Annotated in this window: 18 protein-coding genes and 1 pseudogene; 11 read left to right on the top strand and 8 right to left on the bottom strand. The window is 68.0% G+C overall.

Going from position 1 to position 23840, the window contains the following annotated elements; all coding sequences use genetic code 11:
• Positions 1 to 3: 3 nt before the first annotated feature.
• From kdpC to kdpF, 4 genes are read right to left on the bottom strand one after another with little or no spacing between them, the layout of a single operon-like run.
• The gene (gene kdpC / locus ACT6XY_RS12050; RefSeq protein WP_444748563.1) at positions 4 to 594 is read right to left on the bottom strand and encodes a potassium-transporting ATPase subunit KdpC; all 591 of its coding nucleotides are present in this window, start codon (positions 592 to 594) and stop codon (positions 4 to 6) included.
• A gap of 11 nt (positions 595 to 605) precedes the next feature.
• Complete coding sequence (gene kdpB / locus ACT6XY_RS12045; protein WP_444748562.1) at positions 606 to 2672, bottom strand: potassium-transporting ATPase subunit KdpB; 2067 nt, start codon at positions 2670 to 2672, stop codon at positions 606 to 608.
• An 11-nt stretch (positions 2673 to 2683) separates the two neighbouring features.
• A complete protein-coding gene (kdpA, locus tag ACT6XY_RS12040; RefSeq protein WP_444748561.1) occupies positions 2684 to 4375 on the bottom strand; it encodes a potassium-transporting ATPase subunit KdpA in 1692 nt (563 codons plus the stop codon).
• Positions 4376 to 4387: 12 nt separating this feature from the next.
• A complete protein-coding gene (gene kdpF, locus ACT6XY_RS12035; protein WP_108176097.1) occupies positions 4388 to 4477 on the bottom strand; it encodes a K(+)-transporting ATPase subunit F in 90 nt (29 codons plus the stop codon).
• A gap of 628 nt (positions 4478 to 5105) precedes the next feature.
• Here kdpF and ACT6XY_RS12030 point away from each other — a divergent pair.
• The 7 genes from ACT6XY_RS12030 (at position 5106) to ACT6XY_RS12000 (ending at position 13179) form a co-directional block, all read left to right on the top strand.
• Entirely contained in the window at positions 5106 to 5921 is an 816-nt protein-coding gene (locus ACT6XY_RS12030; protein WP_444748560.1) for a sugar phosphate isomerase/epimerase family protein, read from the top strand.
• Between the two features lie 153 nt (positions 5922 to 6074).
• Positions 6075 to 7715: an ABC transporter substrate-binding protein gene (locus ACT6XY_RS12025; protein WP_444748575.1), complete on the top strand. Its 1641-nt coding sequence runs from the start codon at positions 6075 to 6077 to the stop codon at positions 7713 to 7715.
• A 67-nt stretch (positions 7716 to 7782) separates the two neighbouring features.
• Positions 7783 to 9348 carry an ABC transporter substrate-binding protein gene (locus ACT6XY_RS12020; protein WP_444748559.1) on the top strand — a complete coding sequence of 522 codons (1566 nt, stop codon included), beginning with the start codon at positions 7783 to 7785 and terminating at the stop codon, positions 9346 to 9348.
• 6 nt (positions 9349 to 9354) lie between these two features.
• Entirely contained in the window at positions 9355 to 10401 is a 1047-nt protein-coding gene (locus ACT6XY_RS12015; RefSeq protein ID WP_444748558.1) for an ABC transporter ATP-binding protein, read from the top strand.
• Positions 10398 to 11384, top strand: a complete 987-nt coding sequence (locus ACT6XY_RS12010; RefSeq protein ID WP_444748557.1) for an ABC transporter ATP-binding protein — start codon at positions 10398 to 10400, stop codon at positions 11382 to 11384. Before ACT6XY_RS12015 ends, ACT6XY_RS12010 begins: the two co-directional genes overlap by 4 nt.
• The gene (locus ACT6XY_RS12005) at positions 11384 to 12319 is read left to right on the top strand and encodes an ABC transporter permease (RefSeq protein ID WP_444748556.1); all 936 of its coding nucleotides are present in this window, start codon (positions 11384 to 11386) and stop codon (positions 12317 to 12319) included. Before ACT6XY_RS12010 ends, ACT6XY_RS12005 begins: the two co-directional genes overlap by 1 nt.
• Positions 12316 to 13179 (top strand): ABC transporter permease, encoded by an 864-nt coding sequence (locus ACT6XY_RS12000; protein WP_444748555.1) that lies wholly within the window; start codon positions 12316 to 12318, stop codon positions 13177 to 13179. The genes ACT6XY_RS12005 and ACT6XY_RS12000 overlap by 4 nt, the downstream gene beginning before the upstream one ends.
• Positions 13180 to 13369: 190 nt before the next feature.
• On the opposite strand, the gene ACT6XY_RS11995 is transcribed toward ACT6XY_RS12000, so the two are convergent.
• Positions 13370 to 14521 (bottom strand): MFS transporter, encoded by a 1152-nt coding sequence (locus ACT6XY_RS11995; RefSeq protein WP_444748554.1) that lies wholly within the window; start codon positions 14519 to 14521, stop codon positions 13370 to 13372.
• A gap of 505 nt (positions 14522 to 15026) precedes the next feature.
• Between ACT6XY_RS11995 and ACT6XY_RS11990 the strand changes: the two genes are divergently transcribed.
• From ACT6XY_RS11990 to ACT6XY_RS11975, 4 genes are all read left to right on the top strand, one after another.
• Positions 15027 to 15548 (top strand): hypothetical protein, encoded by a 522-nt coding sequence (locus ACT6XY_RS11990; RefSeq protein ID WP_444748553.1) that lies wholly within the window; start codon positions 15027 to 15029, stop codon positions 15546 to 15548.
• 183 nt (positions 15549 to 15731) lie between these two features.
• Positions 15732 to 16937 (top strand): leucine-rich repeat domain-containing protein, encoded by a 1206-nt coding sequence (locus tag ACT6XY_RS11985; RefSeq protein WP_444748552.1) that lies wholly within the window; start codon positions 15732 to 15734, stop codon positions 16935 to 16937.
• A gap of 219 nt (positions 16938 to 17156) precedes the next feature.
• The gene (locus ACT6XY_RS11980) at positions 17157 to 17888 is read left to right on the top strand and encodes a 3-oxoacid CoA-transferase subunit A (RefSeq protein ID WP_444748551.1); all 732 of its coding nucleotides are present in this window, start codon (positions 17157 to 17159) and stop codon (positions 17886 to 17888) included.
• A complete protein-coding gene (locus ACT6XY_RS11975; RefSeq protein ID WP_444748550.1) occupies positions 17885 to 18565 on the top strand; it encodes a 3-oxoacid CoA-transferase subunit B in 681 nt (226 codons plus the stop codon). Before ACT6XY_RS11980 ends, ACT6XY_RS11975 begins: the two co-directional genes overlap by 4 nt.
• 96 nt (positions 18566 to 18661) lie before the next feature.
• Here ACT6XY_RS11975 and ACT6XY_RS11970 read toward each other — a convergent pair whose 3' ends face one another.
• The 3 genes and pseudogenes from ACT6XY_RS11970 to ACT6XY_RS11960 all read right to left on the bottom strand — a co-directional run.
• Positions 18662 to 18925, bottom strand: coding sequence for a hypothetical protein (locus ACT6XY_RS11970; RefSeq protein WP_444748549.1), 264 nt, complete (start codon positions 18923 to 18925; stop codon positions 18662 to 18664).
• A gap of 200 nt (positions 18926 to 19125) precedes the next feature.
• Positions 19126 to 22839, bottom strand: coding sequence for a vitamin B12-dependent ribonucleotide reductase (locus ACT6XY_RS11965; protein ID WP_444748548.1), 3714 nt, complete (start codon positions 22837 to 22839; stop codon positions 19126 to 19128).
• A 787-nt stretch (positions 22840 to 23626) separates the two neighbouring features.
• Positions 23627 to 23840, bottom strand: a pseudogene (locus ACT6XY_RS11960) (hypothetical protein); the annotation flags it as partial.

The raw sequence follows: 23840 nt of genomic DNA, 5'->3' as shown, positions 1-23840 counted from the left end.
GCTTCAGGGCAGTTCCGCGTCGAGGGCGAGATTGAGCGCCAGGACGTTGACGCGCGGTTCGCCGAGGATGCCGAAACTACGCCCTTCCGTGTGGCGTTGCACCAGGGCCACGACCCTGGCCGCCGCGACGCCGCGGGCGGCGGCGACGCGGGCCGCCTGGGCCATCGCCGCGGCCGGCGAGACGTGCGGGTCGAGGCCCGAGGCCGAGGCGGTGACGAGATCGGCCGGGGCCGGCGATACGCCCAGGGCCGCCGCACGGGCCTGCACCGCCTCCAGGAGCGCCCTGGACGAAGGGCCGAGGTTGGAGCCGCCGGAGGCGGCGGCATTGTAGGGCGCGTCCACGGTCTTCGTGGCGTCGGCGGGATCGGCCGCCGTCGTGGCGGAGGGGCGGCCATGGATGTAGCGCGGGCCGGTGAAGGCCTGGCCGATCAGCTCGGAGCCGACGACGCGCTCGCCGCGCGTGATCAGGGAGCCGTTCGCCTGGTGGGGCAGAAGCCCCTGGGCGAGGCCGGTGATCGCCAGGGGATAGGCGAGACCAGTCAAAAGCGTGAACAGGAGCGTCAGGACGAGGGCGGGACGCAGCAGGGTGAGCATGAAAGCCTCCTTTAGGCGAGGCGCAGCAGATCGACGAGGATGTCGATCAGCTTGATGCCGATGAAGGGCACGACAAGGCCGCCGAGGCCGTAGATCGTGAGGTTGCGGGCGAGCAGGGCGGAGGCGGACGACGGAACGTAGGAGACGCCCTTCAGCGCGATGGGGATCAGCGCGACGATGACCAGCGCGTTGAAGATGATCGCCGAGAGGATTGCCGATTGCGGCGTCCCGAGCCCCATCACGTCCAGCACGGCGAGGCCGGGATAGGCGGTGACGAAGAGCGCCGGCAGGATGGCGAAATACTTCGCCACGTCGTTGGCGATGGAGAAGGTGGTCAGCGCGCCGCGCGAGATCAGCAACTGCTTGCCGACCAGCACGATCTCGATGAGCTTGGTCGGATCGCTGTCGAGGTCGATGAGGTTGCCGGCCTCCTTCGCCGCGGGCGTGCCGGAATTCATGGCGACGCCGACATCGGCCTGGGCGAGGGCGGGCGCGTCGTTCGAGCCGTCGCCGCACATGGCGACGAGGCGGCCGTCGGCCTGTTCCTTGCGGATCAGCTCGAGCTTCTTTTCCGGGGTCGCCTCGGCCAGGAAGTCGTCGACGCCGGCTTCCGCCGCGATGGCGGCTGCGGTGAGCGGATTGTCGCCGGTGATCATCACCGTGCGGATGCCCATGCGGCGCAGTTCGGCGAAGCGCTCGCGGATGCCTGGCTTGACGATGTCCTTGAGGTGGACGACGCCGAGGATGCGGCTGTCGCGGGCGACCACCAGCGGTGTGCCGCCGCTCATGGCGATGCGGCGCACGATGGCGTCGAGCGCGGGCTCGGCGGGCCGGCCCACGAGCCGCAGCATGGCGTCCGATGCGCCCTTGCGGATGGCGGTGCCGTCCGGCAGGTCGACGCCCGACATGCGGGTCTGCGCGGTGAAGGGTACGAAGGTCATGCCGGCGCGGTCCGTCGGCGCGAGGCCGAACTTGCGGGTGGCGAGATCGACGATGGACTTGCCCTCCGGCGTGTCGTCGGCGAGCGAGGCGAGGCAGGCGGCCTCCGCAAGGTCGCGCTCCGTCACACCCGGCAGCGCGTCGAAGGCATCCGCCATGCGGTTGCCGAAGGTGATCGTGCCGGTCTTGTCGAGCAGAAGCACGTCGATGTCGCCGGCGGCTTCCACCGCGCGGCCGGACTTGGCGACCACGTTGGCCTTCACCAGCCGGTCCATGCCGGCGATGCCGATGGCCGAGAGCAGGCCGCCGATGGTGGTCGGGATCAGTGTGATGAACAGGGCGGCGAGATAGATCACGGGGATCTCGGTGTTCGACCACGAGGCGAACACGGGTAAGGTCACCACGACGAAGAGGAAGACCAGCGTCAGGCCGGCGAGCAGGATGTCGAGCGCGATCTCGTTCGGCGTCTTCTGGCGCTTGGCGCCTTCCACCAGCGCAATCATCCGGTCGAGGAAGGTCTCGCCCTGGCGGGCGGTGACGCGCACCACCAGCCAGTCCGAGACGAGCCGGGTGCCGCCGGTGACGGAGGAACGGTCGCCGCCGGATTCGCGGATGACCGGGGCGCTCTCGCCGGTGATGGCGCTCTCGTCCACCGAGGCGACGCCCTCGATCACCTCGCCGTCGGTCGGGATCGTGTCGCCGGCCTCGACGAGGATGAGGTCGTCGATGGCGACGTCGTCGAGGTCCTTGGACTGCCAGACGTCGCGGCGTGCGGCCTCGACCAGCACCTTGGCGCGGGCGTTGGAGCGCGTCGCCCGGAAGGCGTCGGCGCGCGCCTTGCCGCGGCCCTCGGCCACAGCTTCCGCGAAGTTGGCGAAGAGCACCGTGAACCACAGCCAAACGGCGATCTGGACGCCGATGAAGGCGTTGACGCCACCGGTGGCGACCTCGCGGGCGGCGAGGACGGTGGCGAGCACCGCCACCAGCGCGGTGACGAAGATGACGGGATTGCGCACCAGGCCGCGCGGATCGAGCTTGGCGAAGGCCTGCAGGCTCGCGGCCTTCAGGATGCGGGCGTCGAACAGGCCGATCTCGGCCGCGGGCGACGACGCGGGCGTCGGGGTGGGGACTTGGGTCATGGCAGGGACTTTCAGAAGGTCTTGCCGGCGAGGATCGACACCTGTTCGGCGATGGGGCCGAGGGCGAGAACCGGCAGGAAGGTGAGGGCGCCGACGATCAGGATGGTGACCACCAGCAGCACGACGAAGACGGGGCCGTGGGTCGGGAAGGTGCCCGCGGAGGCCGGGGCGGTCTTCTTCGCCGCCAGCGAGCCGGCGATGGCCAGGATCGGCACGATGTAGCCGAAGCGCCCGAGGAGCATGGCGAGACCGAGCAGCGTGTTGTGGAACGGCACGTTGGCGTTGAAGCCGGCGAAGGCCGAGCCGTTGTTCCCCGTTGCCGAGGAATAGGCGTAGAGGAGCTCCGACAGGCCGTGCGGGCCGGCATCCTGGACGGAACCCTGCGCGGCACCCGTAACGATGGCGAGGGCCGCCAGCGCCAGCGCGCCGATGGGCATGACCAGCAGCGTCAGGGCGGCGAGCTTCACCTCGCGCGCCTCGATCTTCTTGCCGAGATATTCCGGCGTGCGGCCGACCATCAGCCCGGCGAGGAAGACGGTGAGGATGACGAAGAGCAGCATGCCCGTGAGGCCGACTCCGACACCGCCGAAGACGATCTCGCCAAGCTGCATCTGCAGCATGGCGACGAGGCCACCCAGTGGCGTGAGGCTGTCGTGCATGGCGTTGACCGACCCGTTGGAGGCCGCCGTCGTGGCAACCGCCCAGAGGGCCGAGCCGATGACGCCGAAGCGCACCTCCTTGCCCTCCATATTGCCGGCGCCGGGCGCAATGAGGCCCGCCTGCAGCGGGTTGCCCGTCTTCTCGGCGGCATAGAGCGCGGCGAAGGCGAGGACGAGCATCACCCCCATGGCGGCGAAGAGCGCGAGGCCCTGGCGGCGGTCGCCGACCATGCGCCCATAGGTGAAGCAGAAGGCGACCGGCAGGGCGAGGATGGCGAGAAGCGACAGGAGGTTCGAGATCGCCGTCGGGTTCTCGAACGGGTGGGCCGAATTGACGTTGAAGAAGCCGCCACCATTGGTGCCGAGCTGCTTGATGGCGACCTGACTGGCGACGGGGCCGAGCGCCATCGTCTGGCGGCTACCCTCGACGGTCGTTGCGTCGACCGCGGCGGCGAGCGTCTGCGGCATGCCGGTGGCGACGAAGACGATGGCGAGCACGATGGCCAGAGGCAGCAGGATGTAGAGGACCGCCCGCACCATATCGCTCCAGAAGTTGCCGATCGTGCGCACCTGCCGGCCGGCGAAGCCGCGCGCCACCGCCGCCGCCGCCGCCATGCCCGAGGCGGCCGAGACGAAGTTCTGCGTCGTCAGGCCTGCCATCTGGGACAGGTGCGAGAGCGTCGTCTCGCCGCCGTAGGACTGCCAGTTGGTGTTGGTGACGAAGGAAATGGCGGTATTGAAGGCGAGATGCGCCGCGACGCCGTCGAAACCCTGCGGGTTCAGCGGCAGCAGGTGCTGGAATCGCAGCACGAGGAACAGGACGAGGAAGCCGCACGCGTTGAAGGCGATCAGGGAGAGAGCGTAGCGCGTCCAGTGCTGGCCGTCCCCGGCGCGCACGCCGGCGGGGGCGAGAACGGCCCGCTCCAGCGGGGCGAGGAAGGCGGCGTCGCCCGCAAAGACGCGAGCCATGTAGAGGCCGAGCGGTACGGCGACGGCGACGAGGACGGCCGCATAGAGCGCGGCCTGGAGGAGGTCGGGTGTCATGGGAATGAGCTTTCAGAAGCGCTCGGGGCGCAGCAGGGCGACCATCAGGTAGCCGAAGGCGAAGAGCGCGAAGGCGAGGCCGAGGCCGATGTCGAAGGTCATGGCCGCCTCACACCCGCTCGGCGCCGGTGACTGCGGCGGCGATCAGGGCGAAGCCGGCGAGGCCGCCGGCGAGGAACAGAAGGTCGATCCACATGGGGGAACTCCGGTTGACGATCGGCCGGAGGCTAGGGCGTAGGGGCGTAAAGAGACGAGGCGGAAGGGGCCTCCGGCCCGTAACGGCAGCGTAAAGAGAGGGGACCCGAGGCTCCGAACGGAACGACGGATGGAGGCGGACGGTGGGGATTTGCGCATTGGCGACTGTTCAAGACCTACTATCGCAACGAGTTTGGTCGGGATCCGTGAGCCGCTGCGGCCCGCGGAGGGTCAGCTTCGCGCCTCTGATGCCGACATCGGGGATGGCGCTGAAAGCAGACGTTCCTGTGCCGCAACCTTGGTTCCCGTGGGGCAGGCGACCAGGAATCACGGCCGATGACGGATCAACATGTCGGGTGCGGTTTCGCTGGCTCCGTCGCGTCCGGAAAGCGGCGATATAGGCGCCCAGAAGGGCGTGTCGCATTTCGGTGTCATTGCGGCCTGCGGCGACCGGATTGTCATTCCGCCGTCGTCTGCCAGGGCGATGCCCGTCGGCGTCGCGGCCGTCGCGCCGCCAGCCAATGGATCCATCGCCATGTCCCTGCCCAAACTCGGCGCCGCCCTGCCGCTCGACGGCCTGCGCCTTCACCGCTCCTGGATCGTCGACGGCCAGCGCGACCTGGAGATCCAGGATTTCTTCTGGGCCGAGGTGCTGAACGGCGACTGGGCGCCGCTCGCCGAGGCGATCCGCAAGGAACTCGACGGCCATACCGGCCGCCTCGGCATCCATGGTCCGTTCTGGGGCTTCACCGTCGCCAGCCTCGATCCCGACGTGCGCAAGCTGGTCGCCCACCGTATGGAGCAGGGTCTCGACGTCTGCGCCGCGCTGGGCGCGACGCAGATGGTCATCCACTCGCCCTACACGACCTGGGACTACAACAATCTCGACTACAATCCCGGCGCCCGCGCCAGGGTCGTCGAGCGCACCCATGACACGCTCAAGGCGGCCGTCCGTCGGGCCGAGGACATGGGCGTCGTCCTGGTCATCGAGAACATCGAGGACTGCGACCCGGCCGACCGCGTCGCGCTCGCCCGCTCCTTCGACAGCCCTGCTGTGCGCGTCTCCATCGACACCGGCCACGCCAACTACGCCCATACCAGCACGGGCGCCCCGCCCGTCGACTACTACGTCACGGCCGCCGGCGACATGCTGCACCACGTCCACCTGCAGGACTCCGACGGCTATGCCGACCGCCACTGGAATCCGGGCGAGGGCACCATCGCCTGGCCGCAGCTCTTCCGCGCCCTGGGCACGCTCGCCAGCAATCCGCGCCTCATCCTCGAGGTGCGCGACAAGGAGCGCCTGCGCGCGGGCGCGGACCATCTGATCGGCCTCGGCCTCGCCGTCTGACACCTCGAGCCATGGCCCCGCCGTACTGTCACGGCGGGGTCATCGTCGGGTCACGGGACGGTTATCGGGGAAGTCTAGACAAGTTCGCAGGCGAACGGCCGGCGAGCAGAGCCCCGGCCGGACGCAGCCCCGCACAACGAGGACATGGCGACCATGCTGATCCCCTCCACCCGACGTTCCGTTCTGCTGCTCGGCGGCGCCGCTCTCGCCGCCCCGCTGGTGCCGCGCTTCGCCCTGGCCCAGTCCGACAGCCGCCCCGCCATCACCATCGCGGTGCAGAAGATCGTCAATTCCAACGTCCTCGACGTGCTGCGCGAGCAGTCCAACGTCGGCGAGCGGATCTTCTTCACCTCCCTGTGGGAGGCCCTGATCGGCCGCGACTGGCTCGGCAATCTCGCCCCGCAGCCGGGCCTCGCCACCGAATGGCGCCGGATTGACGACCAGACCGTCGAACTGAAGCTGCGCCAGGGCGTCAAGTTCCACAACGGCGACGAGATGACCGCCGAGGACGTGGTCTTCACCTTCTCGCGCGAGCGCATGTTCGGCAACACCGAAGCCAAGAACCGCTCGACCCTGAAGGCCTTCGAGAACATCCCGGCGCCGCGCCCGGGCAAGGAACTGCCGGGTGAGATTCCAGCGGCCGCCCGCCGCATCTGGCCCGACCTGCTGCGCGTCGACGCCGTCGATCGCTACACCGTGCGCTTCGTCAACGCGACGCCGGACGTGACGCTCGAGGGCCGGCTGTCCCGCTACGGCTCTGACATCATGAGCCGGCGCGGCTGGGAAGAGGCCGCGAGCTATCTGGACTGGGCCCGCAAGCCGATCACCACCGGCCCCTACAAGGTCGCCGAATTCCGTCCCGACACCTCGCTGCTCCTCGTCGCCCATGACGAGTACTGGGGGGGCCGTCCGCCGGTCAGGTCGATCCGCTTCGTCGAAGTGCCGGAAGTGGCGAGCCGCGTCGCCGGCCTCCTCTCCGGCCAGTACCAGTTCGCCTGCGACATCCCGCCGGACCAGATCGGCGAGATCGAGAAGAACGCCGCCTTCGAGGTCCAGGGCGGCACGATCCAGAACCACCGCCTCACCGTCTTCGACAAGAACAATGCCCAACTCGCCAATCCGCTGGTGCGCCGGGCCTTCACCCACGCCATCGACCGCCAGGCGATCGTCGACTCGCTCTGGGCCGGGCGCACCAAGGTGCCCGCCGGCCTGCAGTGGGAGTTCTACGGCGACATGTTCCACGCGGACTGGAAGGTTCCGGACTACGACCCCAAGGTCGCCCGCGATCTCCTGCGCCAGGCCGGCTACAAGGGCGACCCGATCATCTACCGGGTGCTGAACAACTACTACACGAACCAGAACCCCACGTCGCAGATCTTGACCGAGATGTGGCGCTCCGTCGGGCTCAACGTGCAGATGCAGACGGTGGAGAACTGGAGCCAGATCATGGAGCGCGGACCGGCGCGCGCCGTGCGCGACTGGTCCAACTCGGCGCCCTTCAACGATCCGGTCTCATCGCTGGTGAACCAGCACGGCCCGAACGGCCAGCAGCAGCAGATCGGCGAATGGACCAATGCCGAGATGAACAAGCTCTGCGAGGTGCTGGAGACCTCCACCGACCGGGCCCTGCGCCGCAAGTCCTTCCGCCGCATGCTGGAGATCTGCGAGCGCGAGGACCCCGCCTACACGGTGCTGCACCAGAACGCGACCTTCACGGCCAAGCCCAAGGCGATCCGCTGGAAGACCGCACCCGCCTTCGCCATGGACTTCCGTCCCGGCAACTACGGCGCCTGACGCTGCCCGGACGGGTCGGCCGACCCTGCCGGCCGGCCCGTTCCCTTATCGACGAGGATCGCTTTTCATGACCAATGCTCTAGTCCGCCCCTCGCGCCGATCGGTCCTTCAGGCCTCCGGCGCCGTCCTGGCGGCGGCATCGCTCGGCGGCGCGGCCAGTGCGCAGGCAGGCGGGCGCCGGGTCACCGTGGCGATGCCGGTCAGCCCGCGGGTTCTCGAGCCCGTCCGCGAGGTCTCCAACGTCCTCTTCCGCACCGCCTACAACATCTTCGACACCCTCATCACGGTGGACTATCGCGACGGCGCGAAACTGAAGCCCGGCCTCGCCACCGCCTGGCGGCGTACCGAGCCGCGTGTGCTCGAGCTCGACCTGCGCGAGGGCGTGCGCTTCCACAACGGCGACCTTTTCACCGCGGACGACGTCGCCTTCACCTTCGGAGCTGAGCGCGTCGCCGATCCGAAGGCCCCGGGCCATGCGCTGAGCCGCCCCTTCCTCGGCACCATCGAGCGCGTCGAGGCGATCGGACCGCGACAGGTTCGCGTCGTCACCCGCGCCCCCGATCCGCTGGTCGAACAGCGGCTCGCCGGCTGGGCCGGCCAGATCGTCTCGAAGCGCGCCTTCCTCGCCGCGCCTTCCTTCGAGGCCTGGGAGAAGGCACCTGTCGGCACGGGGCCCTTCGCCGTCGCCGAGTTCAAGGTCGACCAGCATCTCCTGCTCAAGGCCCACGATGCCTATTGGGGCGGCGCGCCGACGGTGCGCGAACTTGTCTTCCGGGTGGTGCCCGAACTGGCGAGCCGCCTCAACGCTCTCGCCACCGGTGAGGCGGACATCATCACCGAGCTGTCGCCCGACCATTTCCGCAGCGTCGAGGCCATGGCCGGCTGCGAGATCGCCGGCGGGCCGATCCAGAACATCCGCGTTCTCGCCTATGACAAGAACCATCCGGTGCTCGCGGACGTGCGGATCAGGCAGGCCCTCGGCCTCGCCATCGACCGCAAGGCGATCGTCGACGCCCTCTATGGCGGCCGCACCACGATCCCGCCCGGCCACCAGAACCCGGCCTATGGCGCCCTCTACATGCCGGATTATCCGGCCCCGGGCTTCGATCCGGACAAAGCGCGCGCTCTGGTGAAGGCGGCGGGCTATACCGGCCAGCCCATCCCCTACCGCATCCTCCCCAACTACTACACGCTGCAGCTCCAGACGGCGCAGATCCTCGTCGAGATGTGGCGTGCCGTCGGCCTCACCATCGACTTGCAGGTCCGTGAGAACGTGGGAGCCGTCATCAACCCGCCGGAAGGGCGCGGCATCCGCGACTGGTCCAACACCATCTTCTGGAACGATCCCGCCGGCGTGCTCGTGCGCCTCTTCGGACCCAACGGCCCGACCCAGCGGGTCTACAAGGAATGGTCGAACGCCGAGTTCAACGAGAAAGCGGCCGTGCTCGCCTCCAGCCTCGACACCACCGAGCGCAAGGCCGCCTTCCGCCGCATGCTGGAGATCTTCGACACCGAGGACCCCGCCGGTACCGTCCTGCACGACCTGACCATGTTCTACGGCAAGCGGAAGGACGTGCCCTGGCACCCCTACCCGATCGAGTACATGGACTTCCGCGCGGCGAATATGGGCTGACGCGGCATGGCATCCTCCCATCACCCCGCTTCAGGGCCGCTGGTCGAGCTCGCCGGCCTCCGGGTCAGCTTCGCCGGTGTTCCCGCCCTGCGCGGCATCGACCTGACGGTCGGCCGCGGCGAGGCCGTCGGTCTCGTCGGTGAATCCGGTTCGGGCAAATCCGTCACCTGGCTCGCAGCCCTCGGCCTCCTGCCTGCGAAAGCGAGCGTGACGGGAAGCGCGAGGCTCGAGGGCCAGGAGCTGCTCGGTGCCCCCGCGGCTGTCCTCGACGGTGTCCGCGGCGGCCGCATCGCCATGATCTTTCAGGACCCGGCCAGCGCCCTCAATCCGGTCCTGAAGGTCGGCCGCCAGATCGGCGAGGCGCTGGCGCTCCACACCGACTTCTCCGGGGCGAGCCTGAGGGCGGAGGCGCTGAGGCTCCTCGACCTCGTCGGCATCCCCGATGCTGCCCGCCGGCTCGACGCCTATCCCCACGAATTCTCCGGCGGCCAGAACCAGCGCGTCATGATCGCCATGGCTTTGGCCGGCCGGCCGGACCTCCTCGTCGCCGACGAGCCGACCACGGCCCTCGACGTCACCATCCAGGCCCAGATCCTCGACCTGCTGCGTTCCGTGCGGCGCGAGTTTTCCATGGCTCTCGTGCTCATCAGCCACGACCTCGGCGTCATCGCCGAGACCTGCGACCGCGTCGCCGTCATGTATGCCGGCAGGATCGTCGAGGAGGCCGCGGCCGACAGACTGTTCGAGGCGGCCCGCCATCCCTATGCGCGGGGCCTGATCGGTTCGCTTCCGCACCTCGCAGGGCCGCGCCGGCGGCTGACCTCCATCCCCGGCGTGGTGCCCGACCCGCGGCACCTGCCGGCCGGCTGCGCCTTCGCGCCGCGTTGCGCCCTGGCGCTGCGCTCCTGCGGAGAGGCGGACCCCGCGCTCGGTGCCGTGGCGCCGGGCCATCGCGTCGCGTGCCTCAGGGCGGACGCGGTGGATGATGCCGTGACGCAGGCGCCGGTTCTGCCGGCCGCGGTTCCGTCCGGCATCGAGGTCCAGCCCGCATGATCCCCGCCCTCGTGACCGCGAAGTCCCTGTCGCGGACCTACCAGATGCGGCGGGGCCTGTTCGGCGCCAGCGTCGATGTGCGCGCCGTCGACGGCGTCAGCCTGCGCATCGGTGCCGGCGAGACGCTCGGCGTCGTCGGCGAATCCGGCTCGGGCAAGTCGACGCTCGGCCGCATGGTGCTCGGCCTGGAACGCCCGGACGAGGGCGCCGTCACCTTCGACGGGCAGCCCATGCCCGCGCCCTTCACCGCGGAATGGCGCCGCTCCCGCGCGCGCATGCAGATGATCTACCAGGATCCGCTCGGCGCCCTCGACCGGCGGCTCACCGTGCTCGACCAGGTGCGCGAGCCGCTCGACATCCACGGCCGCGGCATGCGCGAGGCGCGCGCCGGCGAGGCCCTGGCCATGCTCTCCCGCGTCGGCCTCTCGTCCCACCTCGCCGGCCGCTATCCGCACGAGCTCTCCGGCGGCCAGCGCCAGCGCGTCGTCCTCGCCCGCGCGCTGATGACCGCGCCGCAGTTCCTCGTCTGCGACGAGCCGGTCTCGGCCCTCGACGTCTCCATCCAGGCGCAGGTGGTCAACCTCCTCGTCGACCTGCAGGAGGAGTTCCGCCTCGCCATGCTGTTCATCAGCCATGACCTCAGGGTCGTCAGGCAGATCAGCCGGCGCGTCGCCGTCATGTATCTCGGCCGTTTCGTCGAGGAGGGCGACGCCGACGACCTCTTCGCCGCCCCGCGCCATCCCTACACCCGCGCCCTCGTCTCCGCCGCACCCGCGCCGGGGGCGAAGAGCGAGCGGATCGTGCTGACCGGCGAGCCGCCGAACCCTGCCCAGCGCCCCGCCGGCTGCGCCTTTCACCCGCGCTGCCCCCTCGCCGTCGCCCGCTGCCGCTCCGAAAGCCCGGCGCTGCGGACGCTGGAGGGCGGGCGCCGCGTCGCCTGCCATCTGGTCGAAGGCGCCCACCAGACCCGTGAGGCCGCGTGATGCTGCGCTTCTTCGCCCTGCGCCTCCTCAGGGCCTTCGTCACCATCGCCCTGGTGGTGACCTTCGCCTTCGTCGTGCTGCGCCTCTCGGGCGACCCCGCCCTGATCATCCTCGGTCCGGAATCCGCGCCCGATGCCATCGCCGCCTTCCGCAAGGCCTGGGGCCTCGACGAGCCGCTCTGGCAGCAATATTTCAGCTATTTCGGCGCCATCGCCCAGGGCGAGCTCGGCCGTTCGATGCGTGACGGGCGCGCCGCCATCGAGCTGGTCGTCGAACGCATCCCGGCGACCCTCGCCCTGACCATCCCGGCCCTCCTCCTCAAGGTCGGCATCGGCATTCCCGCCGGCATCTTTGCCGCGCTCCATCGCGGCAGTCTCGCCGACCGGGTGGTCATGCTGCTCTCGGTCGCCGGCTTCACCGTCCCGAGCTTCGTCCTCGGGCTTGTCCTCGTCCTTGTCTTCGCCGTCCAGCTCGGCTGGCTGCCTTCGGGGGGCCAGGACAGCTGGCGCCACGCCATCCTCCCCATCATCACGCTCGGCGTCGGCGGCGCGGCGGTCCTCGCCCGCTTCACCCGCAGCGCCATGCTGGAGGTGCTCGGCCAGCCCTATGTGCGCACGGCCAGCGCCAAGGGCGTGCCATGGCAGCGGGTCGTCATCGGCCATGCCCTGCCCAACGCCACCATCCCCACCGTCACCATCATCGGCTTCATGGTCGGTTCGCTGATCGCCGGTGCCGTCGTGGTGGAGAGCGTCTTCTCCTGGCCCGGTGTCGGCCGCCTGCTGGTCGTCGCGGTGTCCAACCGCGATCTCGCGGTGGTCCAGTGCATCCTGCTGCTGGTCGCCGCCACCATGGTGGTCTCCAACCTGGTGGTGGACCTCCTCTACGGCTTCCTCGATCCGCGCCTGCGCCAATCGGGCGCGCGGAGCGCCTCATGACCGACCAGACCCTCGACGCCGCGCCGCAGCGCAGGACCCTGCGGGCGCTCGGCGGCATCCCGCCCCTCGTCTGGGTGGCCATCGCCTGGCTGGTGGGAATGGTCGCCGTGGCGCTGCTCGCCGACCTGATCAGCCCCTATTCGTACACCGCGCCGAACCTGCGCAACCGGCTGGTGGCGCCGGGCCATCACCTGCACTGGCTCGGCACGGACGAACTCGGCCGCGACGTGCTCTCGCGGCTCATCGTCTCCATCCGCATCTCCCTGCTGATCGCCTTCGGCGCCAGCATCATGTCGGCGGTGGTCGGCACCACCCTCGGCTTCCTCGCGGCCTATTTCCGCGGGTTCGTCGAACAGGTCGTGCTCATGCTCGCCGATTTCCAGGCCAGCATGCCCTTCCTCATCATGGCGCTCGCCGTGCTCGCCTTCTTCGGCTCGTCGCTGCCGCTGCTCATCGGCCTGATGGGTCTCTTCGGGTGGGAGCGCTATGCGCGCATTGCCCGCGGCCTCGCCATTTCCGCAAGCGCCCAGGGTTATGCCTCGGCCGTGACGCAGCTCGGTGCGGCGCCGACGCGGGTCTACCTGAAGCACATCCTCCCCAACATCGCCTCGACCCTGATCGTCTCGATGACCCTCGTCTTTCCGGAGGTGATCCTGCTGGAGAGCGGCCTGTCCTTCCTCGGGCTCGGCGTCCAGCCGCCCATGACCAGCCTCGGCAACATGGTCGGCTATGGCCGCGAATACATCACCCGTGCGCCGTGGATCATGCTGGCGCCGGCCTCGACCATCGTCCTGACGACGCTCGCCGTCTCGATCCTCGGCGACTGGCTGCGCGATCGCCTGGATCCGACCCTGCGCTAGGCAGCGGGGCCTGTCCTGGCATGCAGGTGTTCGCCGCTAGGCACCCAATGAGCCGCCGGTAGCAGATCAGATCATCCGGCAAGGACCGCTTCGCGCCGCCAAAGCTGATGCGCGCCCCTATTCCGATAGCGGACGTTCGTCCGCCAGCTCGGGTCGCTGAAAACCCGGCCCTCGCCGGCACGGGCTTGGCTCAAGCAATTTTGCCTTGCGAGTTCGCCGCGTGAACCCACAGCCCGCTCATCGAGAGCGCGAGAACGGCCGCTGCTGCCTGGAGAGGCGCAGCGGCCGAGCCCGTGACGTCGCGGGCAAGCCCCGCAACTGGCGGCAGGGCGGCAAGGCCAAGGTAGAACAGCGAATAGAGCACGCCCATGCCGAAGGCGCGGGTCTCCGGCGAGAGGACCTTCCCCGCAAAGACGATGATCAGGCTCGATGGCGCTGCGGCGAGCACGCCAAACAGCGGCAGAAGCAGCCAGGCCGGCCCCCCGAGCGATACGCCGGCGAGGCATAGAACCATGCCAGTGACACACAGAACCGTCACCAGCATCGGCCGGCCTGAACGTTCCGCCAGAGCGCCGCCGAACGGCTGCAGCGGCAGGATGGAAAAGCCCACGACGGAGGCGAGCAGGCCGGCCTCGCCTGGCGTCATGCCCTGCGCTGTGAGGAAGGCCGGTGCGAAGCCGACTGCCACCGCAAAGGTCGCATTGTAGCCTGCCCAGACGAGGCCGATGCCGAGGAGAGGCGCCCATTCATGGCGGTGGAGGCCATAGCGCGCGGCCGCAGCGGATCCCTGTGGAGATGGCCGGAGCGTGAGCAGCACGAGGAGGAAGGCGAGGCAGCAAAACAGTGCCGAGGCCCACAGCCCGGCCCGCCAATCCAGGCCGAAAAGCGGAGCCACCAAAAGGGCAATGCCGATCCCGAATGGCCAGGCCATCAGCATAAGGCCCATCGCCAGAGCCACAGTCGGCCCGCTGAACCGGTCCAGCACCATCTTCGCGCCGGTGATCGTGAGCAGAGTTCCGCCGATACCCGACACGATGCGGCCCAGGAGCGCCATGGTGAAATCCGGCGCAGTGGCCAAAAGGATGCCGCCCAGACCCATCAGCCCCACGCCCGTAAGCAGGACCGCCCGGACCGAGAAGCGCGCGAGCATCATGCCCGCGGGCAGAGCGACGACGATCCCCGCGAGCGAATAGGCGCCCATGAGCGTGCCAAGGGACGCCCAGTCCGCAACGAGCGTGCCCACGAGCAGCGGACCGAGCGCGCCGATCACCTGCAGTTGCGCGCCCATGGACATGCGAGCCATCGCCAGCACGCCGACTTCGCCCCACGTCCGTGCCGACATTACGCCCCTCATCCGCCGGGCCTCCGCCCGGCCGAGGTGGTGGGACCACGATTGCCGATCGCCGACCAGATCGTTTCCCGAATGGCGGCTCACCACGTGCCGAAGGCCTGCGGCCGTCAGCAGCGATCGACCGGATCTCCCGCCTGTTCGCGGGTCTGGAGGCGCTCGTCGTTACGGATAGGCGCCAGGGCAGGCGTCCTTGGCCTTGCAGGTTCTCGTGCGCCAATGGCCCTTAGGCTGTCAGGACTTCGGATGGCGTAGATCCAAACCTGTTCAGAACGGACATCCGGAAAGTCCGCTTCCCGCCTCAATTGCAGAATCACGGGCGATGCAGAAGAGCGGACATGCGGCTTGGCGAGCCGCTGGGGCGTTCTGCGCCGTTTTCAGACCTACCGACGCACCGAGACGTCGACGTTGATCCCTTCTGGGTCCTATGGCATCTTTACCTTGCGTAATGCCCTTTTGGCTGCTGTCACCCGTTTGGCTCGAACTCGGCGAGAACCCCATGCGCATTGGCCGCCTGAGCGTTACACTGGCGCTGTGCACGGCCGCGCTCGGCGTCTTGCCTCAGAAAGTCCGGGCGAATGATCCGGAACCCTTGACTGTCCAGTGCCTCTGCCGTGACGGAAGTTCGACGAACCGGTTTTTCGGTCGCTTCGCCGTCGACGCCGGCAGCAGCCAGGCGCTCAAGGATCTGATCGAGGCCAACACGTTCGGCCTCCGCAGGACCATCACGATCAGGGGTGAAGGGTGCGGGCGGGACCCGCGTCTGGAGGGACTTAACGCGACGTGCGGACGCACCTCTGTGACGAACCGCGATCCTGCTGGGCGGCTGACCGAATCCACGATGGTCGACAACGCCGAGTTCAGCGGTGAAGTAACTATGCGAATTACCTCGAACAGCGGGATCCCGCGGCTTCCCGGAACCCCGGATGATGAGCCAAGGGTCAATATGGAACAGTGGACGAGCGGTCGCGTGAGGGTCATCCAGGTGATGGGCGTCGCGCAGAAGGTCACGCCGAAATAGCCAGAGCGCCCATGCAAGGGCTGCGATCGGGTTCCGATGCCAAACCCGTCCGCAAGCTCCTCTTCGGCAAGTCCGGCGCCCGCTCGGCATCGCTCTCGTCGCCTGACGCCAGCGCGCAACCTAAGCCAGGACGTCTCCAGAAAGCCCTTGCCGTTTCAATGTGAGTCTCACGAGAGGTCCCCGATGAGGCGCTACCGTCTCCTGCTTTCGATAGCCACCCTCGTCACGGCTCTTGTGACAAGTCTGCCGGTTTCCGCACGCGATGCAGCAGCCACTGCCGAACGTTTTCGTGCCATCGGCATCAAGCTCGACTCCGCGGATGCGACGCCGGAGCGCGTCGCGACCGCACGGGCTGCCACGATCGAGCTGCGGCAAAGAGACGTCACAGTGGCCGACATGACGATGCTTGCGGCCATGCAAGGGCTCACTTCGGTCACTCTCCACGAGAGCGTAACGCAGGAGCAGATCGCGGCTCTCTCTGCAGCCCCGGCACTGACCAGCCTTTCGTTCGGTGGCAGACCCAACCTCAATGAGGAAAGCATCGCAGCGATCGCTGCATTCCCGAGACTGCGTCATCTCCGGCTCGGTGCCGCCACGGGGTTTTCGCCGAGAGGCCTTGCGCCGCTCGCGCGCGCAAGCGGTCTTGAACGATTGTCGCTGAACAGATCGCGGGCGCCGATCGCCGACTTTTCCTTCCTCGCGAACCTGCAGAAGCTGACGGAGCTCGAATTGATTGCCCACGGGTCGATCGATGACGACGCGCTGGTGCATATCGGCGCGATCAGCGGGCTGCGCGCCCTGAACCTCAGCGCAACCAACGTGACGGACCAGGGGATCGCTCATCTGCGAGGACTCAAGGGCCTGACGACACTCGTCCTGGACGGCACCCGCCTCACGCCAGCCGCAATGGCAACGCTCGGAGAGCTCAGCGGCCTCGCGACGATCACGCTCGGCGGGCCTCAGCTGACCGACGCTGCGCTTCCACCACTTCCTGCGCTTCATTCCATCTCTGTGTATGATTCCCCGCTCGCCGACGTTTTTGCAGAAAGCCTTTCCCTGCAACCAAATCTGTCGACTGTCTATTTGAGCAAAACCAAGGTTACCGACGCCGCCGTCAGGCATATGGCGACCATACCGAACTTGCGAAATCTGGTTCTGCTGGGCGGTGCGCTGACTGATTCCGCCTTCAGTGGCCTGATATTTCACGAAGCCGTCACCATCAACCTGTCCGGCAATGGGGCATTGACCGACGCTGCCCTTGCCGCTTTGGTAACTCAGCCGAAGCTCACGAGCCTCGACGTCCGGCGAACGCGCGTCTCGAGGGAAGGGGCCGCAGCTGCTTTGGCGCAGAGGCCCGCCGGCTTGCCTGCGCTCAGGATTCTCAACTGATTGACAGACAACAGTCGAGCAGCCCCAGCGGGCGGCGGCGCGGCGCTGGACAACCATTGACCGAATGGTGAACATTTCCTGCCAGCGTAACGCGAGACTGCCGCGGGTGGCTCCGGCAATCCCGGGAACCGCTCCAATTGCCAGCCGGTTCTCAGGTCCGGGTTCGCGTCGAATTCGGCAGTATGTCGCCAGCCCCCCGGGAAAGTGGATCCCAGATTGATGACAAGCGCAGCCTATGCCGGAGTACTGAAGCCGGTGCTCTCCATCGCCGACGCGCTGTCGGTCGTCGAGGACGGCATGACCGTCATGATCGGCGGATTCGGCGGCGCAGGATCGCCGGTCGAGCTCGTTCACGGCCTCATCGATACCGGCAAGCGCGACCTGGTGGTGGTGAACAACAATGCGGGGAACGGTCAGGTCGGCCTCGCCGCCCTCATCCGCGAGAAGCGGGTCCGGAAAATGATCTGCTCGTTTCCGCGGTCTTCCGATTCCAGCGCCTTCCGCGAGCTTTACGAGATGGGCGAGATCGAACTCGAAGTGGTCCCGCAGGGCACCCTCGCCGAACGCATCCGCGCGGCCGGTGCAGGCGTCCCGGCATTCTTCACGCCGACCGGCTTCGGCACCCCGCTCGCGGCCGGCAAGGAAGCACGCGAGTTCGGCGGCCGGACCTACATCATGGAACACGCTCTTCACGCCGACATCGCGCTGGTGAAGGCTGCCCGGGCCGACCAGGCCGGGAACCTGACCTTCAGCATGTCAGCTCGCAATTTCGGACCGATCATGTGTGCCGCAGCCGCGATGTCCATCGTGCAGGCCAGCGAGATCGTCGATGCGGGAGCGATCGACCCCGAAGTCGTCGTGACACCGGGGATCTTCGTCGATCGGCTCGTCCATGTGGCCCATCCAAGCCAGGAAGAGGATCTCGTGGCAAAGGGAGTGCGCTATCCATGACCGACACGGTGGCACGATTGACGCGCCGTCAGATGGCCTGGCGCGCCGCCCAGGACATCGCCGACGGCAGCTATGTGAACCTCGGCATCGGAATTCCGGAACTCTGCGCCGATTTCGTTCCCCAGGGCCGGCGCGTGACCTATCACACCGAAAACGGCATTCTCGGCTTTGGCGAGGCGCCTGCGAAGGGCCTGGTCGACTTCGACCTCATCAACGCCGGCAAGAAGCCAGTGTCGCTGCTGCCCGGCGCCGCCATCTTCGACCATGCGACGAGCTTTTCGATGATCCGAGGCAAGCACATCGATCTGGCGATCCTCGGCGCCTTCCAGGTCTCGGCGCAAGGTGACCTCGCCAACTGGAGCACGGGCGACAATTCGGTTCCAGCTGTCGGCGGGGCCATGGATCTCGTCGTCGGCGCCCGCGACATCTACATCATCACCGAGCATACGACGCGAACCGGCGAACCCAAGCTGCTGGATGCCTGCAGCTATCCCCTCACCGGGATCGGCGTGGTGCGCCGCGTGTTCACCGATCTCGCGGTGATCGACGTGACCAGCGAGGGGTTCGTGGTCTCGGAGATTGTCGCGGGCATGTCTCTGGATGAGTTGCAGGCAAAGACCGGGTCCCCGCTCGCGCCTCATCGGGACCTTCGCAGCCTTCACGCGCCTGCGCTGTGAGGCTGCTGGCCTGATCGTCTGCAAGGTCCTTGCGCCTGGTGTGCGGGGCTCCCGGCGCCGTTGGCGGTAGAGCGGCCAGCGGGACTGCTTCGCGCCTCAATTGCAGACCTTGGGCGCCGTGTCGAAAGCGGACACCCTGGGGGCCATCCCAGCGGGTTCCACGGCTTTCCACCCGCACCGCAGGTTCTGGGTGGCTGTGCCGGTCATGGCATGGACCTCGCCGAAGGGCCGGTAGACGGCCTCCCAGACATTCGCCTTGGAGCCGTTGGTGAGCATGATCGGCCGGTCGAGGTGATCGGCGTGGACATGCAGGAGCTGCGGGGAGGCTGTGTCGACATTCGCGACGATCGCCAGCGGCATGTCGTTCGATTTTAGTGCCTCAGCTCGCTCTCATCGTCGGCTCGCTAGCGCTCCCAACTTGCCCCTTGAAATGACGAAGGCCCCGCCACTCGGCGGGGCCTTCAGGGTCAAATGTCACGTTATGGGTGGATTGCGCCACGCTCACCCGGCTTTTGGTGCCAAGTTAGAAGTCGCTTCACACACAACACGGACCGCACGTCTCACGAGCACCCGGTCGTGCTGCCGCAGGTGTCGCACTTCAGGCAGGTGCCGTTGCGCACCAGCGTGAAGTTCGAGCATTCCGGGCAGGCGTCGCCCACATAGCCGCGGAGCTTGGCTTCCGCCCGCCGGTCGGCCGTCGACCGTTCGGCCTTGGTCTCGCGCGCTGCCTCCGCCTGGTCGAACAGCGCGGTGAGGGCCGGGGAGACGGCGGCTGCCACTTCCTCCTTCAGCGCCGTGGCACCGATGGTGGCGGGGCCGCGGGCCATGGTCACCACCGTGCCCGTGCGCCCGTCGCTCGACAGCGAGCCCGGGGTCGGCTGGCCGCTCTGGCCGGCCACCACGGTGAACTTGTCGGTCTTGCCGCGCACCAGGCCCTTGGAGAGCACGCTCTTCGCCCCCTCCGTCGCGCCGGTGCCGAGCGCGTCGTAGCGGCTCTCGCCGGGATCGACGTGGCCGAGATCGGCGCGGCCGAGATAGCTCACGGCCAGCTCGCGGAACACGTAGTCGAGGATGGAGGTGGCGTACTTGATCGTGTCGTTGCCCTGCACCGGGCCGGCGGGCTCGAAGCGGGTGAACGTGAAGGCCTCGACATACTCGTCCAGCGGCACGCCGTACTGGAGGCCCAGCGAGATGGCGATGGCGAAGTTGTTGAGGAGAGAGCGCAGCGCCGCGCCCTCCTTGTGCATGTCGATGAAGATCTCGCCGATGCGGCCGTCGTCATATTCGCCGGTGCGCAGGTAGACCTTGTGGCCGCCGACCACCGCCTTCTGGGTGTAGCCCTTGCGACGGTCCGGCATGCGCTCGCGCTCCCGGATCACCTGCACGCGCTCCACCACCTTCTCCACGATCCGCTCGGCGAGAGCGGCGGCGCGGGCGGTCTGCGGCTTCTCCATCAGCTCCTCGACGCCGTCCTCGTCCTCGTCGTCCTCGATGAGCTGGGCGTTCAGCGGCTGCGAGAGCTTGGAGCCGTCGCGGTAGAGCGCGTTGGCCTTCAGCGCCAGCTTCCATGAGAGCATGTAGGCGCTCTTGCAGTCCTCGACGGTCGCCTCGTTCGGCATGTTGATCGTCTTGGAGATGGCGCCCGAGATGAAGGGCTGCGCCGCCGCCATCATGCGGATGTGGCTCTCCACCGACAGGTAGCGCTTGCCCTTGCGGCCGCAGGGGTTGGCGCAGTCGAACACCGCGTAGTGCTCGAGCTTCAGGTACGGAGCGCCCTCCAGGGTCATGGCACCGCAGACGTGCTCGTTGGCCGCCTCGATGTCCTTCTTGGAGAAGCCGATGCGGGCGAGCAGCTCGAAGCCGGGCGCGTTCACCTCCTCGGCGGGGATGCCGAGGGTCTTGACCACGAAATCCTCGCCGAGCGTCCACTTGTTGAAGACGAACTTGATGTCGAAGGCGGTCTTCAGCTGCGCCTCGGCCTTGGCCAGCGCCTCGTCGGTGAAGCCCTTGGCCCGCAGCGTCGCGGCGTTGATGGCGGGGGCCTGGGCCAGCGTTCCGTGGCCGACCGCATAGGCCTCCATCTCGGCGATCTCGCTCTCGCGATAGCCGAGGGTACGCAGTGCCTCCGGCACCGCCTGGTTGATGATCTTGAAGTAGCCGCCGCCGGCCAGCTTCTTGAACTTCACCAGGGCGAAGTCGGGCTCGATGCCGGTCGTGTCGCAGTCCATGACGAGGCCGATCGTGCCGGTGGGCGCGATGACCGAGACCTGGGCGTTGCGGTCGCCGTTCGGTTCGCCGTGGGCGAGCGCCTCGTCCCAGGCGCGGGTGGCGTGGGCGACGAGGCCCGGCACCGGGCAGTTGGCGTGATCGAGCGGCACCGGGTTCACCGACAGCGCCTCGTAGCCCGAGGCCTCGCCGTGGGCGGCGCGGCGATGGTTGCGGATGACGCGCAGCATGTGCTCGCGGTTCGGCTGGTAGCCGGGGAAGGGCCCGAGCTCGCCCGCCATCTCTGCCGAGGTCTTGTAGGAGACGCCGGTCATGACCGCGGTGAGCACGCCGGCCAGCGAGCGGCCCTCGTCGGAATCATAGGGGATGCCCATGGTCATCAGCAGGCCGCCGATATTGGCGTAGCCGAGGCCGAGGGTGCGGTACTCGTAGGAGAGCTCGGCGATCTGGCGCGAGGGGAACTGCGCCATCAGCACGGAGATTTCCAGCACGACCGTCCACAGCCGGCACAGGTGCTCGTAGCCGGCGATGTCGAACTGCTTGGCCTTCGGATCGTAGAACTGCAGCAGGTTTGCCGAGGCGAGGTTGCAGGCCGTGTCGTCGAGGAACATGTACTCCGAGCACGGGTTCGACGCGCGGATCGGGCCGGCGGCGGGGCACGTGTGCCAGTCGTTCATGGTCGTGTTGAAGTGCAGGCCCGGATCGGCCGAGGCCCAGGCGGCGTGGCCGATCTTCTCCCACAGGTCGCGCGCCTTCAGCGTCTTCATCACCTTGCCGGAGATGCGGGCGGTGAGGTTCCAGTCACCGTCCTTCTCCACCGCCTGCAGGAAGTCGTCCTTCAGCGAGACGGAGTTGTTGGAGTTTTGGCCGGCCACCGTCAGGTAGGCGTCGGAATCCCAGTCGGTGTCGTAGGTCGGGAACTCGATGTCCTTGTAGCCCTGGCGGGCGAACTGGATGACCCGCTTGATGTAGTTGTCGGGCACCATGGCCTTGCGGGCCGCCTTCACCTCGCGCTTCAGCGCCGGGTTCTGGTTCGGGTCGAAGCAGGCGTCGCCGTCGCCGTCGCAGTTGATGCAGGCCTTCATGATGGCCTTGAGGTGCTTGGCGACGATCTTCGAGCCGGTCACCAGCGAGGCGACCTTCTGCTCCTCGATCACCTTCCAGTCGATATAGGCCTCGATGTCCGGATGGTCGGCGTCGACCACCACCATCTTGGCGGCGCGGCGCGTCGTGCCGCCCGACTTGATGGCGCCGGCGGCGCGGTCGCCGATCTTCAGGAAGCTCATCAGGCCGGAGGAGCGGCCGCCGCCGGCGAGCTTCTCGCCCTCGCCGCGCAGGTAGGAGAAGTTCGAGCCGGTGCCCGAGCCATACTTGAACAGGCGCGCCTCGCGCACCCACAGGTCCATGATGCCGCCCTCGTTGACGAGGTCGTCGGCAACCGACTGGATGAAGCAGGCGTGCGGCTGCGGGTGCTCATAGGCCGACTTCGACTTGGTCAGCTTGCCGGTCTCGAAGTCGACGTAGTAGTGGCCCTGGCCGGGGCCGTCGATGCCATAGGCCCAGTGCAGGCCGGTGTTGAACCACTGCGGCGAGTTCGGCGCCACCATCTGGCGGGCCAGCATGAAGCGCAGCTCGTCGAAGAAGGCCTGGGCGTCGGCCTCCTGGTCGAAATAGCCACCCTTCCAGCCCCAGTAGGTCCAGGTGCCGGCGAGGCGGTCGAAGACCTGCTGCGAGGTGGTCTCACCCACCCAGCGCTCCTTCTCGGGCAGCTCCTTCAGCGCCTTCTCGTCGGGCGCCGAGCGCCACAGCCACGAGGGAACGGAATTCTCCTCGACCTTCTTCAGGCGCGCGGGAACGCCGGCCTTGCGGAAATATTTCTGCGCGAGGATGTCGGCGGCGACCTGGCTCCACGTCTCCGGCACCTCGATGCCTTCCAGGCGGAAGACGATGGAGCCGTCCGGATTGCGGATTTCCGACGTCGCCTTGCGGAAGGCGATCCCCGCATAGGCGGACTGTCCGGCCGTGGTGTAACGCCTGTCGATGCGCATCTGTCGATCCTCGTCTCAGGCCGGGAGTGTGCTCCCGCGCCGTCATTGGGTCCAGCGAGCCGGACCTGCCCCACCCGGGTTATCCGGGCCCCGTCTGTCGCCTCGGCCGGCTTGTTCCCGCTCTCCACAGGGGAGGGGGGCCGGCTCGTTGAAATTCGCTCCGCGCCCTGTCGCACGGCCCCGGTCGTCACTCCGCCGGCCGCTGGAGATGTTCCGCCGGGGCGGGCACCGTCCATCGGTTACGGAGACACTTTTCCAGCTCCGACACGCTACGGCGTCAGCAACCTTCAAAACCGTCTGGGGAAGGCCCGGCAGAGACTTGAAACAATCCGCCGAACCGAGGGCAACCTAGGCGGCAGGCACTGACGTCGTCAAGATATAGTGGGCACCGGTAAACGAGGCCCTAAATATGGTGTGGATGGGAGGAATTTTCCAGGGAGCGCGCTCGACCCGAAGCAAGTCTCGGAAATCGCGGGGAGATTCGGCAAGCGGATTTTCGAGGCTGTCCGGGCGGGGCCGCGATTCCTTGCGATGCAAGCGCGAAGTTGGCCGCCTGTCCCCAGAGCCACCATTCCGTCATGTGGCAAATGCGTGACAGGCGCAGGCGCCGTTGCCGCTTCGTTCACCAGGGGTGAGGGCCGGCGCGGTGCCTTCCCCTAGGTCGTGTCGCCTCCTGCAGCCCTTTCGAATCGCAGGCGAATCGGGCCCGCGGCGAATCGCGGTCGCTCAAACGAAAACGGCCGGGTTGCCCCGGCCGTTCGTTTGTTCGCTGGTCTGCGGGTTTGCCTTACTCGGCGCCCTTGCGGTTCCACCAGCCCGCACGACGGGCCGTGGCAGCGGCCGGCTGGATCGTCTCCACCGGCTCCGGATCGGGCGTCCTGCGACGCTTTACCGGCTCCGCCGCAACGGCGGGTTCCGGCTCGGGCGCCGGTGCCGGGGCGGCGACGGCGGTCGCGGCAGGCGCGTCCACCACGATGGGCTCCGCAGGCGGCGTGCGGCGG

This window comes from Phreatobacter sp. (assembly GCF_052440005.1).
Classification (GTDB): domain Bacteria; phylum Pseudomonadota; class Alphaproteobacteria; order Rhizobiales; family Phreatobacteraceae; genus Phreatobacter.
This window is presented reverse-complemented; position numbering and strand designations above follow the sequence as displayed.

Bases quoted from the DNA above. Each gene is read 5' to 3' on its own strand.
- kdpC (WP_444748563.1), bottom strand. From the start codon at position 594: ATGCTCACCCTGCTGCGTCCCGCCCTCGTCCTGACGCTCCTGTTCACG.
- kdpB (WP_444748562.1), bottom strand. From the start codon at position 2,672: ATGACCCAAGTCCCCACCCCGACGCCCGCGTCGTCGCCCGCGGCCGAG.
- kdpA (WP_444748561.1), bottom strand. From the start codon at position 4,375: ATGACACCCGACCTCCTCCAGGCCGCGCTCTATGCGGCCGTCCTCGTC.
- kdpF (WP_108176097.1), bottom strand. From the start codon at position 4,477: ATGACCTTCGACATCGGCCTCGGCCTCGCCTTCGCGCTCTTCGCCTTC.
- ACT6XY_RS12030 (WP_444748560.1), top strand. From the start codon at position 5,106: ATGTCCCTGCCCAAACTCGGCGCCGCCCTGCCGCTCGACGGCCTGCGC.
- ACT6XY_RS12025 (WP_444748575.1), top strand. From the start codon at position 6,075: ATGCTGATCCCCTCCACCCGACGTTCCGTTCTGCTGCTCGGCGGCGCC.
- ACT6XY_RS12020 (WP_444748559.1), top strand. From the start codon at position 7,783: ATGACCAATGCTCTAGTCCGCCCCTCGCGCCGATCGGTCCTTCAGGCC.
- ACT6XY_RS12015 (WP_444748558.1), top strand. From the start codon at position 9,355: ATGGCATCCTCCCATCACCCCGCTTCAGGGCCGCTGGTCGAGCTCGCC.
- ACT6XY_RS12010 (WP_444748557.1), top strand. From the start codon at position 10,398: ATGATCCCCGCCCTCGTGACCGCGAAGTCCCTGTCGCGGACCTACCAG.
- ACT6XY_RS12005 (WP_444748556.1), top strand. From the start codon at position 11,384: ATGCTGCGCTTCTTCGCCCTGCGCCTCCTCAGGGCCTTCGTCACCATC.
- ACT6XY_RS12000 (WP_444748555.1), top strand. From the start codon at position 12,316: ATGACCGACCAGACCCTCGACGCCGCGCCGCAGCGCAGGACCCTGCGG.
- ACT6XY_RS11995 (WP_444748554.1), bottom strand. From the start codon at position 14,521: ATGTCGGCACGGACGTGGGGCGAAGTCGGCGTGCTGGCGATGGCTCGC.
- ACT6XY_RS11990 (WP_444748553.1), top strand. From the start codon at position 15,027: ATGCGCATTGGCCGCCTGAGCGTTACACTGGCGCTGTGCACGGCCGCG.
- ACT6XY_RS11985 (WP_444748552.1), top strand. From the start codon at position 15,732: ATGAGGCGCTACCGTCTCCTGCTTTCGATAGCCACCCTCGTCACGGCT.
- ACT6XY_RS11980 (WP_444748551.1), top strand. From the start codon at position 17,157: ATGACAAGCGCAGCCTATGCCGGAGTACTGAAGCCGGTGCTCTCCATC.
- ACT6XY_RS11975 (WP_444748550.1), top strand. From the start codon at position 17,885: ATGACCGACACGGTGGCACGATTGACGCGCCGTCAGATGGCCTGGCGC.
- ACT6XY_RS11970 (WP_444748549.1), bottom strand. From the start codon at position 18,925: ATGCCGCTGGCGATCGTCGCGAATGTCGACACAGCCTCCCCGCAGCTC.
- ACT6XY_RS11965 (WP_444748548.1), bottom strand. From the start codon at position 22,839: ATGCGCATCGACAGGCGTTACACCACGGCCGGACAGTCCGCCTATGCG.